This window comes from Sporosarcina sp. CAU 1771 (genome assembly GCF_054482775.1).
This window is the reverse complement of record NZ_JBTLRN010000002.1, coordinates 225,798-244,329: the sequence shown is the minus strand read 5'-3', so window position 1 is coordinate 244,329 and position 18,532 is coordinate 225,798. Positions and strand designations below refer to the sequence as shown.

20 protein-coding genes are annotated in these 18,532 nt (G+C 41.1%); 3 read left to right on the top strand and 17 right to left on the bottom strand.

Annotated features, from left to right (window positions below):
* The first annotated feature begins 182 nt into the window (after positions 1-182).
* Together ACXYMX_RS03780 and ACXYMX_RS03775 are read left to right on the top strand one after the other, a co-directional pair.
* Entirely contained in the window at positions 183-1,763 is a 1,581-nt protein-coding gene (locus ACXYMX_RS03780; protein ID WP_459042891.1) for an SWIM zinc finger family protein, read from the top strand.
* Positions 1,760-4,501, top strand: coding sequence for a DEAD/DEAH box helicase (locus ACXYMX_RS03775; protein ID WP_459042890.1), 2,742 nt, complete (start codon positions 1,760-1,762; stop codon positions 4,499-4,501). Before ACXYMX_RS03780 ends, ACXYMX_RS03775 begins: the two co-directional genes overlap by 4 nt.
* 42 nt (positions 4,502-4,543) lie before the next feature.
* Here ACXYMX_RS03775 and ACXYMX_RS03770 read toward each other — a convergent pair whose 3' ends face one another.
* Together ACXYMX_RS03770 and ACXYMX_RS03765 are read right to left on the bottom strand one after the other, a co-directional pair.
* Entirely contained in the window at positions 4,544-4,702 is a 159-nt protein-coding gene (locus ACXYMX_RS03770; protein ID WP_459042889.1) for a hypothetical protein, read from the bottom strand.
* 228 nt (positions 4,703-4,930) lie between these two features.
* Entirely contained in the window at positions 4,931-5,362 is a 432-nt protein-coding gene (locus ACXYMX_RS03765) for a single-stranded DNA-binding protein (RefSeq protein ID WP_459042888.1), read from the bottom strand.
* Positions 5,363-5,648: 286 nt separating this feature from the next.
* Here ACXYMX_RS03765 and ACXYMX_RS03760 point away from each other — a divergent pair, with 286 nt between their 5' ends.
* Positions 5,649-6,101 (top strand): YwpF family protein, encoded by a 453-nt coding sequence (locus ACXYMX_RS03760; RefSeq protein ID WP_459042887.1) that lies wholly within the window; start codon positions 5,649-5,651, stop codon positions 6,099-6,101.
* A 92-nt stretch (positions 6,102-6,193) separates the two neighbouring features.
* Here ACXYMX_RS03760 and ACXYMX_RS03755 read toward each other — a convergent pair whose 3' ends face one another.
* From ACXYMX_RS03755 to atpG, 15 genes are all read right to left on the bottom strand, one after another.
* A complete protein-coding gene (locus ACXYMX_RS03755) occupies positions 6,194-6,550 on the bottom strand; it encodes a hypothetical protein (RefSeq protein ID WP_459042886.1) in 357 nt (118 codons plus the stop codon).
* A gap of 92 nt (positions 6,551-6,642) precedes the next feature.
* Complete coding sequence (locus ACXYMX_RS03750; protein WP_459042885.1) at positions 6,643-7,026, bottom strand: hypothetical protein; 384 nt, start codon at positions 7,024-7,026, stop codon at positions 6,643-6,645.
* Positions 7,027-7,104: 78 nt separating this feature from the next.
* Positions 7,105-7,548: a 3-hydroxyacyl-ACP dehydratase FabZ gene (gene fabZ, locus ACXYMX_RS03745; RefSeq protein WP_459042884.1), complete on the bottom strand. Its 444-nt coding sequence runs from the start codon at positions 7,546-7,548 to the stop codon at positions 7,105-7,107.
* A 560-nt stretch (positions 7,549-8,108) separates the two neighbouring features.
* Entirely contained in the window at positions 8,109-8,420 is a 312-nt protein-coding gene (locus ACXYMX_RS03740; protein WP_459042883.1) for a DNA-directed RNA polymerase subunit beta, read from the bottom strand.
* 23 nt (positions 8,421-8,443) lie between these two features.
* Complete coding sequence (locus tag ACXYMX_RS03735) at positions 8,444-9,271, bottom strand: flagellar hook-basal body protein (protein ID WP_459042882.1); 828 nt, start codon at positions 9,269-9,271, stop codon at positions 8,444-8,446.
* Positions 9,272-9,334: 63 nt separating this feature from the next.
* Entirely contained in the window at positions 9,335-10,171 is an 837-nt protein-coding gene (locus tag ACXYMX_RS03730; protein ID WP_459042881.1) for a flagellar hook-basal body protein, read from the bottom strand.
* A 26-nt stretch (positions 10,172-10,197) separates the two neighbouring features.
* Positions 10,198-11,193: a rod shape-determining protein MreB gene (gene mreB, locus ACXYMX_RS03725; protein ID WP_459042880.1), complete on the bottom strand. Its 996-nt coding sequence runs from the start codon at positions 11,191-11,193 to the stop codon at positions 10,198-10,200.
* Between the two features lie 178 nt (positions 11,194-11,371).
* Positions 11,372-11,653 (bottom strand): sporulation transcriptional regulator SpoIIID, encoded by a 282-nt coding sequence (locus tag ACXYMX_RS03720; protein ID WP_459042933.1) that lies wholly within the window; start codon positions 11,651-11,653, stop codon positions 11,372-11,374.
* A gap of 150 nt (positions 11,654-11,803) precedes the next feature.
* Positions 11,804-12,469 carry a peptidoglycan DD-metalloendopeptidase family protein gene (locus ACXYMX_RS03715; RefSeq protein ID WP_459042879.1) on the bottom strand — a complete coding sequence of 222 codons (666 nt, stop codon included), beginning with the start codon at positions 12,467-12,469 and terminating at the stop codon, positions 11,804-11,806.
* Positions 12,470-12,500: 31 nt separating this feature from the next.
* The gene (gene spoIID / locus ACXYMX_RS03710) at positions 12,501-13,370 is read right to left on the bottom strand and encodes a stage II sporulation protein D (RefSeq protein ID WP_459042878.1); all 870 of its coding nucleotides are present in this window, start codon (positions 13,368-13,370) and stop codon (positions 12,501-12,503) included.
* Between the two features lie 233 nt (positions 13,371-13,603).
* On the bottom strand, positions 13,604-14,902 hold the full coding sequence (murA, locus tag ACXYMX_RS03705) for a UDP-N-acetylglucosamine 1-carboxyvinyltransferase (protein WP_459042877.1): 1,299 nt from the start codon (positions 14,900-14,902) through the stop codon (positions 13,604-13,606).
* 323 nt (positions 14,903-15,225) lie between these two features.
* Positions 15,226-15,462 (bottom strand): DUF1146 family protein, encoded by a 237-nt coding sequence (locus ACXYMX_RS03700; protein ID WP_459042876.1) that lies wholly within the window; start codon positions 15,460-15,462, stop codon positions 15,226-15,228.
* Positions 15,463-15,544: 82 nt separating this feature from the next.
* Positions 15,545-15,949 (bottom strand): F0F1 ATP synthase subunit epsilon, encoded by a 405-nt coding sequence (locus tag ACXYMX_RS03695; RefSeq protein WP_459042875.1) that lies wholly within the window; start codon positions 15,947-15,949, stop codon positions 15,545-15,547.
* A gap of 216 nt (positions 15,950-16,165) precedes the next feature.
* Complete coding sequence (atpD, locus tag ACXYMX_RS03690; RefSeq protein WP_459042874.1) at positions 16,166-17,581, bottom strand: F0F1 ATP synthase subunit beta; 1,416 nt, start codon at positions 17,579-17,581, stop codon at positions 16,166-16,168.
* Between the two features lie 59 nt (positions 17,582-17,640).
* Positions 17,641-18,495 (bottom strand): ATP synthase F1 subunit gamma, encoded by an 855-nt coding sequence (gene atpG / locus ACXYMX_RS03685; RefSeq protein ID WP_459042873.1) that lies wholly within the window; start codon positions 18,493-18,495, stop codon positions 17,641-17,643.
* Positions 18,496-18,532: the final 37 nt, after the last annotated feature.

Below are 18,532 nucleotides of genomic sequence, written 5' to 3'. Positions count from 1 at the left end.
GTGTGAATCTTTTAACTTATCTAATAAATATTTTTTTAACAAACACCAGTATCTTTAGGACTCTAGTTTTTACGTTCCATGACTAAATAGATGCTTTATTTCAGTAAACATAAGCCTCTCATTTCCGTACTCGGCTTGAAAGTTGTATAATAGAAGGAATGCTTTTTAAGGAGAGTGGTCGGATGCACATGATTGTAGAACGTGTTTCCTATTTGCACGAAGGTGAAATAGAAGAACTTATGAATAAAATAAAACACTCATTACGACCTGACGAACCAAGTGAAGCGCTCCTTGTTCAAAGGGCAGTTACGCTTGTTAGAAATGGCGCAGTCAGTTCATATACGTACGAAGCTTCAAGAAATACAGCGATCGCATCCATTCGTGGCGTCGATACCGTAGACGTTAATCTCTTCTTTGCTACTATGAACACATCCTGCAGTTGCGGATACAATGAATGGTGTTCGCATCGAATCGCAGTTATTTTCCACTTATATTTACAGCATCATTCATTAACAGACTGGCTTCATGAATGGCGCCGAATTGAAACCGAACAAATGGTACTAAAAATAGCGGATCGTTCCCCTGGCTCTTGGAATGACGTGTTAGTTAAGTTGATGCAGCCTATTCGAGCCATCGAACTCGAGGAAAACCCTGCTGTATTTATCCACAAGTTTTCATTAATTGAACAAAAAGCAATTCCGCTCTTCCCTTTCGAATGGGAGTGGAAGCCATTATTCGATGTGTATTATAGATTGCAGGCACTCGATGCCGCTTGGCCTTATGTCTATGCGCATCTTGGTGACGATTCGTCTTCCTTTTCCTATGGGAAGTGGTACGTTAAGAATTGGATAACAGACCAACTGGGCAAACTGTTAGATAGCGTTGTTGCGATTTCTTCAAAGCCGCGCCTTTTCCAAACGGATGCTTTTCATAAAGAGTTGCAAGTTATGGTTCGAACATTCACGCTTTCACACACTGGACTGTTCCCACAACGCTTTCAAATATATAAATCCTTTTGGCAAAACCTGTTTACTGAAAACCCATTAAGGAAAGCTGAACTGGAGATTCTTCAGAGTTCCGATGAACAGGAATCGCATGTTTTGATTGCTTTTTTCCAACTGCTTCAAGATGAAGATGCAAATCTCACTGAAACCGTTCAACATGTGGACGCTGAAAACTTCTCGAATTGGTTAGCTCTTGCTGATTTTGCAGAAAGTGATGACCGAATTGATTCACTGGAAATTATTATGCGTTCTTTACTTCCCTTTATCGGAGACTATTTAGCGCAGCATGTGCCACTTTCAAAGCGTCCCTCTTTCGTACGTAAAATTGATGGATTACTTGAGGCAACTGATTTTCCTGAAGCGGACCGTGAAAGTATGTTTTCTTTTTACGGCCAAGCCGGACTGGACGTTTATGCCGATTTCCTTGTTGAACGCGAACGCTTTAAAGAATGGGCAGCCTTAATGCATAGATACAATGTTTCTTATGAGTTAGCAGAGGCTGGAGGATTAAAAGTAGCATTGTTAAACGACCCTGCTGCTGTTTTGCCATTACTTCATACGTACGCAGCCGTCTTTATCAACGAAAAAAACAGGCAAAGCTATCGACGCGCCGTTAAAGTATTCAAAAAAATGAAAGCCGGCGCTAAAAAAAGCGGGAAAGCCGATTTTTGGAATCGATACATCGACGCGGTTCGCACGAAAAACCGTAGATTGCGGGCACTTATGGAAGAGATGGAGAAAGGAAATTTGAATTTATGACTGAGTCCTTTACATTAGAACGTCTACTACAACTTGAAATCAACTCTACCGATAATGGATCTTTTTCCATCGGGGCTTCTGATAATAATGGATTGATCATTAAGCCTGACGAACTTGTCTCTTATTTGTTTTTTAATGACGAGCGTATGTTGTTCGGCCTTCTTTCAGAGACGAATGAAGAGCATGTTTTTTTACGTGCAGATCAACTCCTGTCTGTTTTTCCAGAAACCCATCCTTACGTAAAGTTCGAGGGCTATTCCTCTGATGATATAAAGAAACTAACAACCATTCGGAACACTGCCACAGCTTGGAGTGATCCTGCCCTATGGAACTATGTAGAAATAGATGAGAAGGGCATTGCAATTGATTTGGATAAAGCGGGGATTTCTGAAGATGTCGCTGCAATGATTCGATTAGCCATCCTAGGGAAACTATCGGAATCGTCGATACGACCTGACCAACTTCCAGGCCTGTTGCCACATTTACGTAAGTACGGATGGCCTGGTGACACAATCTCGTCCATCCCAGTCCAAGTTGCTTTCCGTTTAACGGAACCTGAAATGGATACAGACACGGAATGGCTTCTAGAATCTGTAATTATCGGCGAGCGTGGTCGTCACTGGACGCCTGCTGTGCGAAAAGTCAACGCTCCTATAGGTGAAGCCTTGCCTGAAAAGTGGAAACCACATGCTACAGATATCGTGAAAAGGCAATCCGAAATGGTCTCATTTCTACACTCGATTGCAGTCGATTCTAGTGAAAGTTTCCTTTCTATTTCAATGTCAGACCCTGAAGTTCGCATATTCATTCAAGAAGATTTGCCATTGCTTCAATCGTTTGGGTACCCTGTTATTTTACCTGCCTGGTTGAAGACAATTACAGAATCCAAATTACGTGTGCGCACAAACGCCAGTGTTCAATCCTACAATTCCGCAACAGGGCTAGATGAAGTTTTGTCCTTTGATTGGAATTTTTCCCTCGCTGGAAATTCGATTGACCGTGAAACGTTCCGCCAACTCGTCGATGAAAACCGCGAATACATTCGTTCAGGTGATGAATGGTTTCACATTGATCCCCTTTGGTTGAAAAAGATTCGTGATTTAATGGACCGTGCAGATGCGGGTGAATGGACTGTAAAAGACCTTTTATTCCAAGACGTACCTGAAGAAATTGTCCCTATTGAAAGCGAAGAGGAACCCGAGGATCCACTTTTTGAATTCACAATGCAGCAAACGTTGCGTGGTTATATGGAAATGCTTTCCGAAAAGAAAGGACTGCCATCGACGGGTATTCCCGAGAACTTGAAAGCTGAGCTTCGTCCTTATCAAGAAGTTGGATTCGACTGGCTTGTCTTCATGCGCGACAATCAGTTTGGTGCTTGTTTGGCTGATGATATGGGACTCGGTAAAACCGTCCAACTGATCGCCTATTTGTTGAAAATCCATGCACGCCCCGAGGCCACTACGCCTTCACTCATTATTTGTCCAACGAGTGTTTTAGGGAACTGGCAAAAGGAGATTGAACGATTCGCACCATCCCTTACCGTTCATACACATTATGGGCCGACTCGAGAAAAAGGAGAAGAATTTTCCGAGTTGCTTAATCGCGTACAACCCGATGTTGTTTTCACAACGTACGGAACCGCTTCACAGGACGGAGAACTTTTAGCTGAAATTAACTTTACGAGCATTACTCTAGATGAAGCACAAAACATAAAAAACATGCAAACAAAGCAATCACGTACCATTCGGAAGTTACGTGGCCAACATCATATCGCCCTTACAGGAACACCGATTGAAAACCGCCTGTCTGAGCTGTGGGCAATTTTTGACTTTATCCATAAAGGGTATTTCGGCAACTTTAAACGATTTACAGATAACTTTATTATCCCGATTGAGCGCGATGACTCTGAAATTGATAAACGAAAGCTCCGTGCTAAAATTCAACCGTTCCTTTTACGCAGAACAAAAAGCGATTCGGATTTACAGTTGAATTTACCTAAAAAGCTTGAGCAGAATGAATACTGTCCATTAACGACTGAACAGGCTGCTTTGTACGAAAGTTTCCTTGAAGAGACAAAATTTAAATTAGAGACACTTTCGGGCTTCGAGAAAAAAGGCCTCATCTTAAAGATGCTCAGCCGGCTTAAACAGTTATGTAACCATCCAGCTCTCTTTCTAAAAGAACCAATGGCACCGGCTGAACAAATGATTACTCGGTCTGACAAACTCAACAGAATCGTGTCTATGGCAGCGGAAATTGTGGAAAATGAGGAACAATGCATTATTTTCACACAGTATATCGGCATGGGGCAACTAATAAGACAATGCCTATCCGAACTCCATGGCATCGAAGTACCCTTCTTAACAGGGAGTATGCCTAAAGGACAGCGCGATCTGCTTGTGGAAGCCTTTCAAGAAGGCGAATTTCCAATCTTTATCTTATCTCTACGAGCGGGAGGTACGGGGTTAAATTTGACTGCAGCAAACCACGTAATTCACGCAGATCGTTGGTGGAATCCCGCTGTGGAAAATCAAGCAACCGATAGAGCCTATCGGATTGGGCAAACGAAGTTTGTCCATGTGCATAAGTTTGTGACAATCGGGACGATTGAAGAAAAAATCGATAAAATGCTTGAAGTTAAAGCAGCACTTTCCGATGATCTTATCCAATCTACTCAGTGGCTAACAGAGTTATCTGATACAGAAATCAATGACCTGTTATCCTTTGACCGATAACATAATTTCGAGACAGACCTCAGAGAACTTCTGGGGTCTTTTTTATACGCTTTTCACTTTCGGTACTCTTTTCGTGAAAATTATCCTCTGACTTTCTTTGTACTCGAGCTGAATGATGCGTTTGTTCAAATTACCAACGATATGAATAAGTTGTTCCATTTGAGCTTCCAACCTTCTTAGCTCTATATCATTTTGTCCCATTTTGAAACTCCTCCTAATCGAATGTTTTTTTGTAAACACGTTACTCCTTTTGATGAGCGGTCTTCATCCCAAGGTGTTTAATCAGGTTTCACTTCTTAATTTACTGCTGTTTCACTACGTATCATTCAATCACTTAGCGCGATACGAACCGATCCCCCATCGAGTTATGTATCTGTGCTTGTCCACTTTTCATCTCACTCCTTTCACGATTCACGAAAGTTCGTTATGCTAATAAATCGGTAATTCTTCTTTTTCTTTCTTTGGAAGTTTAAAATGTTCACCTACGGATTCAGCTTCTCCTTTTACTACTTCTGATTCAGAATAGAGATTGTCATTACTTCGCGGTTTCGTCAAAATAAAACGAACATTCTCACTGACGACTTCCGTTACGTATACTCGGCTGCGATCCTCCCTTTCATATGTTCGCGACTGGATTCTTCCACCTACGCCAATCAACGAACCTTTTCCACAATGCTTTGCTACATTTTCCGCTGTTTTTCCCCACATTGTACAAAGTACAAAATCCGTTTCGATTTCGCCTTTTGTGTTTTTGAAGTTTCGATTTACAGCGATCACAAAACTAGTCTGAATGCGCCCTTCGGATATTTTTCGAAGGACAAGATCTTTCGTTAACCGGCCTACAAGCGCAACTTGATTCAATTTCTCCCCTCCTTTCAGTTGGAATGCATTCATCTTACTTCGTTCGACAGTTTCTGGCAAAACGGGACTTTTCATTTATTAACGGTATTTTGGCCCCATATTTTAAATTTGGATTCAGCTTGGAATTCCTTGTTCATCGAAAAGCTTATCCGCGTTACCTTAGTGACATTCTGGCAAATTCAGATAATTCAAACTTGACATCTAACGAAAATTGTTTTGAATTTGAAGTGCTATGGTATAATCAGTAACAAATGATTTGTTATAACTAGAATGAGGGGTGAACAGAATGAAAACGTTCAAGATGTTGTCTGTTAGCGTTTCCCATGACAATCAAGTTCAAGATTTTCCACTCATTGATGGAATTATCATTAATCAAGAAAATAGCCATCATATGTGGATTCTGGAGATGTTTATTGATCAAAAATACAAAGAGACGTTTGAAGGATGGATGCATGCGGAAAATCCAATTGAAGTGAAAGTGGTTATTTCTTATCCAGAGAACGAACCTGCTGCCTTTTTGGTTGCTGTAGACGCGGTTAAGCAAATAGGCAACCGCATTTCGGTTCTAATGAAAGGGCGACTCAAACGTGCCCGCTCTCAATACGCTGAGCAATTGCTTGAAGAGTTATTGGGAGAAGGACTTGAAGGACAGGATTTACAAAAACGATTTGAATCCGATATGCGTTCGCGACCTCGACTTAAAAAAGATTTAGCAATAACTAAAGATGTAGAGAAATAATTGTTTACGAAATCCTTTTTCTATTTCTTTTAAAAATTTATCCAAATGAAAAACCGCTCCCATTGCTGGAAGCGGTTTTTTTTGGCTTGCGGTTAGCGGTTGTTTAGGTTGTTATCCATATTTGTTTCGTCTGGACCATTCGGATTCTTAGTGTCTTTCATCGAATCATCCGGAGTCGTACCATCGCGGTTCTCAATAATGGATTCATTAGGAGAAGTTCCAGTTCCATCATTAATAACGCCGTTCCCATTCATGTCATCACTCTTGTCGATTCCGTCTAAATTGGGTCCACCTTGTCGATCGTCGTTCACTTTTGGTGTCCAGTCTTTATTACGATCATCTACATTTTCCATCGGAGTTTCGTTATTGTTGGGGACTGTTTTATCCATACCACAGGCACCAAGTACGAGACCCGACATAATAACGAGCGGTATCGCTTTTTTTAACATGAACTGATTCCCTCCTTTCCACAAGCCGTTTATCATACAAGTCTGTATGATACGTTCTAGGTTGGTCGAAAAGGAGGGAACTATCCATCAAATTATTTATTCACATTTTTTAGCAATTCTTCGACGTATGAGGCCTGTGCTTTACAGTCATACTCATAGTGTGTCCCAAGTTCCTCTTGAGTTTTCTGAATTCTGGCGATTTGCTCATCCGTTGGTGGGTCTTGAAGAACTCTTGAAATTATTTCGTTAATGCGTTCAGCGAGCTCTTCATGAAATTCAGAATCATACTTTATTTCATTCGGAATTTCTGAATACCATAACGCTTTCGTCGTAATATATTGTTGCCAACTTGCAATGAAGTCTTCAATCCGAAACTTGTCTTCACTCCATGCAATATCACTCATATATTGTTCGAAGGTCTGTGTAATTGACCTTGTTATGCTGATTTTTAAATTTGGGGAAAGATTCGTATACATTGTTTAATTAAACCTCCTACTAGTAAAAACACGTGCTTTGAAATTCAATTTTATCGAATTATCCTGTACTGTGCAAATTTAAGCTTCAGATTCAACAACAGGACCTAACGCCAATGTTATCTCAGCCTCACATGCGATTTCGCCTTCTACAGTTGCAATCCCTTTTGCTTTAACGATCGCACCGCGAAGTCGTGTGATTTCAACTTCCAAACGCAACGTATCACCAGGAGTCACTTGCCGTTTAAAACGACAATTATCGATTCCCGCAAAAAAGCCAATTCGACCTTTGTTTTCATCTTTGTGAAGCAACGCAACTGCGCATACTTGTGCCAACGCTTCGACAATAAGCACTCCGGGCATAACTGGATAACCAGGAAAATGACCGTTAAAAAACTCTTCATTGATTGTTACATTTTTAATACCGACTGCACGTTTGCCTTCTTCAAGTTCAAGAATTCTATCTACCATAAGAAGCGGATAACGATGCGGTAAGATTTTCTGAATTTGGTCTACTGTTAACATGTCCAACCTCCTGAAAGTTCTTTTATATTTAAATCATTTGGTATGTTAAATAAATCTTTTGAAGTTAATAAAGAAATTGTACACTATTTGTCGAGTGAAGCGTACGTCGTGAAAATATCGCTGCGGCGCTCTGTGATGGCCTCCCGTAGTAAGCCCGTCAGAAAGTTCACTGTCGGTCTTACTACTTCGGCTCACACTTGTCGCTTCTGCGCTAGTTCGTTTTACTTCATGGTTAATGCAGTAATCAGAGTGGAGCAATCATACGATTAGCACAATCTTAGTTGATTGAAGTGGAAGACGGCGACTCCGGGAGGACAGCAGGTCAGGTGAAACAACAACGGGTTGGTCCACCGGCTGCCCTCCGGAACGCGTCAGGGAAAGATTGAACTTTATCTTTCCGCACTTCAGGGAAAGATTGCACTTCATCTTTCCGCTTTTCGGGTCTGAAACGGAAATCAACGACACGATTGTGTAATATCACCTATCAACATTATTATTTAACAAATCCAATTATTAAAATGAATCATACGAATTGCCATTAAAATAAAATGAAAGAGTCATTATGACTCTTTCCCTTGAATGATATCAAGTATATGGATCCATGTATCCTTTTTTAGCGCATCCGCGGGATTTCCATCACCTAAATAGCCATAGCCAACTGTTACACCAAGTGCAATCGCGCCTGCAAGCAAAAGGGCAACTAAAACAACGCGTAACCAAATAGGTATCATACGAATTTGTACCCAAAACGTCCTTTTAACGCCAGCCTCTTTGTTCTCGCTTTTAATTTTCTTACGCTCTGCACGTGATGTCGGCTTTACTGGTTCAGGTGTTTCTTTTAATTGTGAATCTAATTTGGTTTTATTATTCATAATGAATACTCCCTACGCAAATCTCATCGAATGCCGTTAATCAAACCAAGCATCTGATCAGCTAATGTGACTGATCGTGCATTAAATTGATAATTCCGCTGGACTGTGATGAGATCAGTCATTTCTTTCTGATAATCAACGTTTGAACCTTCAAGCATGCTGTTTTGAAGGGCGATTTCGGTTCTTTCCGCTCCATTCAAATTTCGAACGACTTGAGCAGGCGTTACGCCTAAATCAGCTAAGTTGGCAGGCAATCCAATGTACGTGTCCGAAATGTGTTCCATTAGATTTGGACGTTCAATTAATGTGATTCCTGGATCGATTGTATTGACTGTACCATCGTTGTAAGTTATTTGTAGACTGCCGTTCCCAGCGACCGAATACGTTTGTACATCGTCATCAAACGTAATTGGAAGGCCCTCTGCATCTGCCACAGGATAGCCATCGCCAGTTACAAGCATCAACTGACCGTTCTCTATTGGTGATACGTAGAATGACCCTTGACGTGTGTAAGCCGTTTGTTCACCTGGCATGATGACGTTGAAGTATTGTTTAGGTTTCGTTAAGGCAAAATCCAGTTGTCTACCTGTTTCTTGCAGTCCGCCCACTTTCCAGTTCACTTGGGCTTGTCCCATATAGGAACCAGAACCGTATCGAATTCCGAGTGGAGATTGGCGCGGAGCATTATCTGCTTTGTCGTTGTTAAATTGTTGGTAGAGCAGTTCTTGAAAGCTTGCTTCACTTGCCTTAAAACCATGTGTCGACGAGTTTGCTAGATTATTTCCAATTACATCTAGTTTATTTTGAAGTTGATTCATCGTATTTGTAGCTGTAATCATCGTTCGTAGCATAAAACGATTCTCCTTTCGACCTCTAGTTCAACGAGTTTCCATCCAATTCTATGCAACTGGAAATTAGATACGTCCAATTTCATTTACTGCTTTTTCCATGCTTCGATCATAAGCTTGAAGGACCTTTTGATTGGCTTCAAACGCACGGTATGCAGTAAGCATATCTGTCATTGCCCGAGCTGCATCAACATTCGAACCTTCCAGAAACCCTTGTTGCATTGAATAGGTCACACCCGGAGTCGCTCCTGCGTCCGCAAGGTTTTCACCATCTTCTGTAACAAACATGCCATTCCCTTGTTTTAGAAGTGTATCTGGTCGTCCTGAGTAAGCAATTCCAAGTGTTGCTGTAACTGCATTGCCCTCAACGATATCACCTTGGTTTGTAACTTCAAAATCATCGTTTTGAAGTTGAATGCGTTGACCGTTCGTGTCGAGTAAATAATGACCTGTCGGGCTTGTGAGGAAACCTTGTGCATCTAAGACGAAGTTTCCATTTTTCGTATACATCTGACCGCCATTTTCATTTTCAACCGTAAAAAAGATTGCTCCTGAAATACCGGTGTCTACATCCGTTGGAAGAACTCCGTCAACCAGCGCGACATCCGTTGGAATTTGTGTTTCACGAAGTTGTCCTTGTGTAAACAACGGCAATGTTTCTTGTATATACACACCCGTTGATAGCGCACCAATTGGCCTTGCACCTTTACTATTCAAGCCCTGCTCAGTCGGTATTTTTGTCGTGTTGATGTTTGACAAATACATTTCTGGAAATGACCGAACAACAGATTGATCTGCTTTAAAGCCAGGCGTGTTTGCATTTGCCATATTGTTCGTTAAAAGCTCAGTTTTTCTTTGTTGTGCAATCATTCCTGACGCTACTGTATAGAATCCACGGAACATATAATTGCCCTCTTTCTAGTCCACTATTAGTTTCGAATTTTTACTTTTCCTATGTTATCCAATAATATCCCTGTTCCAATTGCAACACAGTCCAATGGATTTTCAGAAACAAAGACAGGTACTTTTAATTCTTCTGCCAATAGCTGGTCAATACCATGTAGCAATGCGCCGCCGCCTGTTAAAAATACGCCGCGATCTATAATATCCGCCGAAAGTTCAGGCGGTGTCTTTTCAAGTACATTTTTTGCTGCTTGAACGATAATATATACCGATTCTTTCAGCGCTTCCCCAATTTCTGCTGAGTTTATCGTGATCGTTCGAGGAAGGCCATTCACCATATCACGGCCTCTAATGTCCATTTCCTCTTTTCGGCCACCTGGAAACACAGTTCCAACATGTACCTTTATATCTTCAGCTGTGCGTTCACCAACAAGTAGTTTATATTCACGTTTAATATACTGTGTGATATCGCTATCAAATGTGTCGCCCGCTATCGTAATCGATTCAGAGGTAACAATATCTCCCATCGATAGGACAGCAACATCCGTAGTTCCTCCACCAATGTCAATAACCATATTTCCACTTGGTTGAAAAATGTCCATTCCTGCACCAATTGCAGAAACTTTCGGTTCTTCTTCTAAGTATATTTTCTTCCCGCCAGATTTTTCAGCCGCTTGACGAATCGCCTTTTGTTCAACGGTTGTTATGTTTGTGGGACAACAAATTAGAATTCGAGGTTTGGTAAAGAAACCTTTTACATTTAATTTATTAATAAAATGGCTTAGCATTGATTCTGTAACGTCGAAGTCCGCAATTACTCCGTCCTTCATTGGCCTGATTACTACAATATTTCCTGGGGTTCTCCCAACCATTCTATACGCTTCTTCACCAACTGCGAGCACTTTGTTGTTTCTCTTATCGAGCGCAACGACCGCCGGTTCATTTAAAACAATTCCTTTTCCTTTAACATGAATAAGTACATTGGCTGTGCCAAGGTCGATGCCGATATCTTTAGCAAACATTATTCCCTTTTCCCCTTCCAACTTGTGCATTACCTACGAGTTATGTATTCAAAACGAATGATTTTTTCGATTAATAAGTTTATTTCGCATTATAATAGTATGTACCCAAAAAGACTCTCTTAACTAATCATTCTATCATGATTAGGTCTTAATTGCCAAATAAAATCAGGGCGCCATTCTACCTGGCACCCTGATTTCCTTTCATACTCCTTGTTTCATTCATCCACTTTATTCTAGTTGCTTCCCCTCCTCTTAAGTGTCTGACGGATTTGTGGTATGCAAGGATTTTTGCAACGTCTTCTGCCAAGGCCGTATCGACATTCGGTAGTCTTTCTGTCAAATCTTTATGAACCGTGCTTTTTGAATAGCCCGTTGCTTTTGCCAGTACACGTACAGTAACCTCAGTTTCCAACAATAACTCACCGAGGCGCACGCATCGCCTCCTAATTTGCTCGTGCACGCCCTCTTCCTTTCCTGTCAGCTCAGAATCTTGTTTCATCTTATGTGACAATTCAGGAGAATATGCGGGCGGCAATGCAATTCACAATAAAAAAGGCCACCCCATAACGACATTGGAGTGGCATGAGCGAACTGAATACTCAAAAGTGTTTTAAAATACTAAATACAAGTTGGGATTGACAGCAACACCATCTGCTAGCACTTGGAAGTGAAGATGAACGCCCGCTGCGGGATTCCATTCATTTTCAGTCGCGGTGCCAAGGGCTTGTCCTTGAATAATTTCGTCTCCTTGTTGAACAAGAACTCCAGTTACTGAACCGTAAACGGTTTGTAGTCCGTCCGCATGCGTCAAGATAATCTCATTTCCTTTGAAAGGATCTGAAATAATCTCTTCAACGGTTCCACTCATTGCAGCAACGATTTCAAAGGGTTTGCCCTCAATCGATACCGAGACGCCGGTATTCATTTCATACGATTGATTAAAAACTAGTAGTGCATTCTCCCGATCCGCTTCGTCTGCTTCGGCATCGTAGTAGTCCTGAATAATAGCGACATCGTCTAAAAGTGCTTCGGCAAATGGAAATTTGATAACTTCCTTGGGAGCTGCCGTCTCAACAATTAGATTGCCCGTATCTGGTTTACCGTTCACTGTATCGCCTGCCAAACCTGGGGCATCTTCTTTTATAAGTGCGTTATACCCCCAGATCATGCCTACAAAAACAATTGCGATACTGGAATAGATTACAGGCCAAAACCAACTTTTTGTCTGTGCATTCTTTTTATTCTGAGAAGGGGCTTTCGGTTTTTCTTCTCGCATAATCATCACCTCACTTGCTATTGTTTGCAAGTTAAGGGGTTTTTAAACATTTTGAATCAAGGGAAGTAAATTTTTTTATTGTCGTACCTGAATAATAGTGTAGTAGAATTTCTTCTGCTGTCCAACCTTCCTGAGCAAATACCTCGGCGCCATACTGACTCATACCTACACCATGCCCATATCCGGTCGTTTTTACTTGCACAATACGGTTTGTCACATCATATGCAATATCAAAATCTGTCGATGCTAGTCCTAAACGTTCACGCATCTCTCTGCCATTTGACTCGAATCCCGTGGACACTACTTTTTGGACTCGGCCGGTAGGGTTTCGAACGAGTTGAAGCGACTTGAACATCTCTGTGTTCCATTGTTGCCCTAGAGCAGCGTTCCATTCTTCTAGGGACATTTGTAACTCTCTATTATAGGTCGGGGCCACATTCTCTTCTCCTGGACTTTCTACACTTTGTAAATAAGGGATATCATTCCCACCAAAGTTGTGTGCAGTTTCAGTCTTCCCATTTGAAGTCGAAAAAAACATTGCTGAAATCATTTCTTCACCGTAGACAATTGTTTCTCCCTTTGTTGAATCAACGGCTTCGGCAACTTTCTTTTCATTACGAGCAAAACTTTTCCCCCAACGTTCTTTTCTTTTCTCCTCACTCGAGTAGACTTGAGCGGAAACATCCGCTGCGATAGGCTTCTTTCCATAATCTGTTTGCCTAAGCGCATACGTACGTGCAGCAATCGACTGCGCTCTTAGTGCTTCTTCATGAAATGAAACCGGCATTTCCGCTGAAACGACTCCTTTGACATACTCTTCGAGTGGAACTGGCTCGTCCAACCCGATCACAGTAATCGCAACCTGACATAGCTCTAGCTCTACCTCTCCTTCTTTTGGCACGCTTACGGTCTCAGGAGCCTTGTGCAATAAAATTGGTACATAATAAAGTAACAATAACGTAGCGATTAAGGCGATCCATAGTTTTCCCATGCTAAAATATATGATTTTCAATTCTTTTTATGCACGCAAAAAAAAGGTGCTAAGTAAAGCAACACAATTTAAATGCGAGCGTGTAGCGAATGCGACAAGCCCACAAATAAGTTGTGTCTCTACTTAACACCTTAACGTGTAGATTATACGAGTTGTGCTGACTTTTCAGTTTGTGTTTCAGGAGAAACGCGTTCGATATCGGCTCCTAAAGCCGCTAATTTCCCGTGAAAATTCACATAGCCTCTGTCAAGATGCGATAACTCAGTTACCCGAGTAATGCCTTCTGCAACAAGTCCAGCTAAAATGAGTGCAGCAGCTGCGCGTAAATCTGTCGCAGCAACTTCGGCACCTTGTAAATTAGAAGGGCCTTCTACAATAACAGATCTGCCTTCAATTTTTACAGACGCGTTCATCCGTCGAAATTCTTCAACATGCATAAATCGGTTTTCAAAAACAGTTTCTGTCAGAATACCATTTCCTGAAGATGTAAGCATAAGTGCCAACATCTGTGACTGCATATCTGTAGGGAATCCAGGGTGTGGCATTGTTTTTATGTCCACAGACTTCAAAGGATGTTTGGCAGTAACACGTACGCCCTCATCCAAATCTGTAATCACTACGCCCATTTCCCCCATTTTAGAAATAAGGGCAGCATTGTGCTCAGGAACAGCATTTTCAATGATAACATCGCCGCCTGTTATTGCAGCTGCTACCATAAATGTTCCTGTTTCAATACGGTCAGGTATAATATGATGAGTTGTACCATATAATTTCGAGACGCCTTCAATACGGATCGTATCCGTACCTGCTCCTACAACTTTTCCACCCATCTCGTTAATAAAGTTTGCAAGATCAACGATTTCAGGTTCTTTTGCTGCGTTTTCAATAAACGTAATTCCATTCGCTAGTGCTGCGGCAGTCATAATATTTTCCGTAGCGCCAACACTTGGAAAGTCCAAATAAATCTTTGCACCTTTAAGTCCATTTTCAGCCTTAGCTTCTACGTGTCCATGACCGAACGAAATTTCCGCTCCCATAGCTTCAAAACCTTTTAAGTGCTGATCGATTGGACGTGAACCAATTGCACATCCACCAGGAAGAGCAACTCGTGCAAAGCCATTGCGAGCTAGTAAAGGGCCCATTACTAGAATGGATGCACGCATTTTTCGTACATATTCAAATTGTGCCTCATCTGATAATTGCTCAGTCGAGTCAATAATCACCTGATTCAGCTCAGGTGTATGATCCACTTTCGCATTTAGACTTTTCAAGACTTGGTTGATTGTCCCAACGTCTGAAAGATTCGGTACGTCACGAACAATATTCACACCTTCTGATGCTAGTAATGCAGCAGCCAATATGGGTAGCACGGCATTTTTAGCACCTTCAACGCGTACAGTACCATTTAGTACGCGGCCACCTTTAATAATTATTTTTTCCAACATAAACCCCTCCGAGTTCCAAGTTATATCCAAAGACAGTGCATTCAATTTATAGTCATATTAAGTAGTTCGATGTCATTTAATAGGAACAAAAACATATATAATTTTACAGTGTACAAGCTTATTAAACAAGTTCAATACATACTTTTTTCTGCTTAAGCCAATGTAGTCTATATTATGTATGCTTTTGGCGTTTGGTGTCATCCCATAGTACTATTTCTCATGATGGGCTTCATTCCTACACTTTGAATTATCTAAGTGAGTTACATGTCATCGCCCCGCATACAGAATTCTCTATATAAGCGGCGATGACAAGTATCGCATCATCCAAATAACGTTGGTAACCTTCCTGACCAATAGGATATCTCAAGAAAGAAATTTGATACGGCACTTCCAATTAGAATACTTAAAAATATAAATAAAAGTTGTGCTTGCATAACACGATTTTTGCGAATAATTTTTTCTGGCATGACCGCTTGCAATGCGTAAAAAGCCAGTCCTATAAATACAATATGTGAAACAATCGCTAGCAATGGATGGAACCCAAACATGCCACTCATAAAGAGAACTCCCTTCCATACTAAAAAAAAAGAGACAGAAGAAACTGCTTCCTCTGCCAATTTATAATTTATCTTCTAAAAACTAAAGCTTCATTTCAGAAACGCTAATTCGAGTCATTGCACGTTTCAAATCAAGTTCAGCTTTTTTAAAATCAGCTTTGTCTTGTTCTGACTTAAGTTTTGTTTCTGCACGCTTTGCAGCTTCTTTGGCACGAGCCAAATCAATTGTCTCAGCTTTTTCTGCACTTTGCGCAAGAACCGTTACTACATCAGGACGTACTTCGATGAAGCCGCCATGAACAGCAACTACTTGTGTTTTATTTTCTGTTTGTATACGAAGGCCGCCGATTTGAAGCGGCGCGACCATAGCAATATGACCGGGAAGAATACCCAATTCACCCGCTTCGGTAATCGCAATAATCATGTTCGCTTCAGTTTCAACAACTGGGCCGTCGGGAGTGACGATATTGACTTTTACTGTCTTCATTTTTTCCCCTCCTGGTCCCTTCTAAACGAATCCATCTTGGAAAATTTGCATTCGTCGGCCGATAAAAGATCCACAAACTGTGAACTTTATCGGCACAAGTACATCATGTACTTCGAAGGCTGAAACTCTATTTAGTTAACATTTTATTGTCAACTGAATACGTATCGTAGTGTTTATATTAATTGCATAGTTGTCTTTAACCTTTTTTACAAAAGATTAAACCTCTACACCCATACCTTTTGCTTTTTCGATAACTTCTTCGATGCGTCCAACTAGACGGAATGCATCTTCAGGAAGGTGATCGTATTTACCAACTAAAATATCTTGGAATCCTTTTACTGTTTCAGCAACAGGAACGTAAGAACCTTTTTGTCCTGTAAACTGCTCAGCAACGTGGAAGTTTTGTGATAAGAAGAACTGAATGCGACGAGCGCGTCCAACTACTAGTTTATCTTCATCACTAAGCTCATCCATACCTAGGATTGCAATGATATCTTGAAGCTCAGCATAACGCTGTAGCGTCTGTTGTACTTCACGCGCCACACTATAGTGTTCTGCACCAACAATTTCTGGTGACAATGCACGAGAAGATGAAGCTAGTGGGTCAACAGCTGGGTAGATACCCATCTCTGAAAGTTTACGCTCAAGGTTCGTCGTAGCATCAAGGTGAGCGAACGTTGTTGCAGGAGCTGGATCCGTATAGTCATCCGCAGGTACATAAATCGCTTGGATTGATGTTACTGAACCTTTGTTTGTTGACGTAATACGTTCTTGTAGAAGACCCATTTCCGTTGCAAGTGTAGGCTGGTAACCAACTGCTGATGGCATACGACCAAGTAGTGCAGAAACTTCAGAACCTGCTTGTGTATAACGGTAAATGTTATCAATGAATAGTAGAACGTCCGCGCCTTCTTCATCACGGAAATATTCTGCCATTGTCAAACCAGTCAAAGCAACACGCATACGTGCACCAGGTGGCTCGTTCATTTGACCAAATACCATTGCTGTGTTTTTAATAACGCCTGAGTCCGTCATTTCAAAGAAAAGGTCATTTCCTTCACGTGTACGTTCTCCAACGCCCGCAAATACAGAAATACCACCATGCTCTAATGCAATGTTGTTAATAAGTTCTTGGATAAGAACTGTCTTACCAACACCCGCTCCACCGAATAGACCAATTTTTCCACCTTTAATATAAGGTGCAAGTAAATCTACTACTTTGATTCCTGTTTCAAGAATTTCAACAGATGTTGATAACTCTTCAAATACAGGTGCATCACGGTGAATTGGATCGTGACGTTCTGATTTAGGGATTTCTTCACCTTCGTCAATTACTTCACCAAGTACGTTGAATACACGACCGAGTGTAACTTTACCAACTGGTACAGATATAGCAGAACCTTGGTCTGTTACTTCTGATCCACGTTGAAGTCCGTCGGTTGAAGACATCGCGATTGTACGAACAGAGTCATCGCCAAGATGAAGTGCAACTTCAAGAGTTAATACTTCTGGCTCTGTGTTCGGACGTTCAATTGTTACAGTCAATGCGTTATAAATTCCAGGCAATTGACCATTCGCAAACTTAACGTCTACAACCGGACCCATTACTTGAAGAACGTGTCCTTTGTTCATTTTGTTTCCTCCTGTCTTACTACCTATATATATCGTTTTTTATTAAAAGTTGATACGTATTATTCTAGTGCTGCTGCACCGCCAACGATTTCTGTAATTTCTTGTGTAATCGCAGCTTGACGTGCTCGGTTAAATTGAAGCGTAAGCGAATCAATCAACTCGCCAGCATTATCCGTTGCACTCTTCATTGCTGTCATACTTGAAGCATGTTCACTTGCCTTACTTTCAAGTAATGCACCAAAGATTAAGCTTTCCGCGTATTGCGGAAGAAGGACTTTCAGGATTGCTTCAGCAGAAGGTTCGAATTCATAAGCCGAACTTTCTTTACCTGAATCAATATCCGTAAGTGGAAGAACCTTCGTGCTCGTTACTTTTTTAGAAATAACGTTAATGTAATGCGTATAGTACATATGAAGTTCATCATATGTGCCATCCGTAAACATACTAACAGCTTTACTTGCGATTTCTTTAATTTCAGCAAATGACGGGTGATCAGATAAGCCGATTACACTTTCTATGACGTTGAATCCACGTTTTGTAAAAAACTCATAGCCTTTACGACCGATTGCGAAGATAACGACATCATCTTCTGATGAATGACGTTCCGCAATCACGTTAGAAACTGCACGTATCACGTTACTATTGTACCCACCGCAAAGTCCACGGTCTGCAGTTATAACGATATAAGCGGTTTTCTTTACCGGACGACTAACAAGCATTGGATGCCCATCACTTGTAACAGAAGCTATTGAATTCGTCACTTCCTGGATTTTCTCCATGTATGGGACAAATGCTTTTGAGTTTAGTTCCGCACGGTTCAGCTTCGAAGCAGATACCATCTGCATCGCACGTGTAATTTGACTCGTTTTTTTCGTAGATTTTATGCGGTTTTCTATTTCACGTAATGATCCCATAGGTCATTCACCACCTTTTGTTTTTTTGATCAATCAA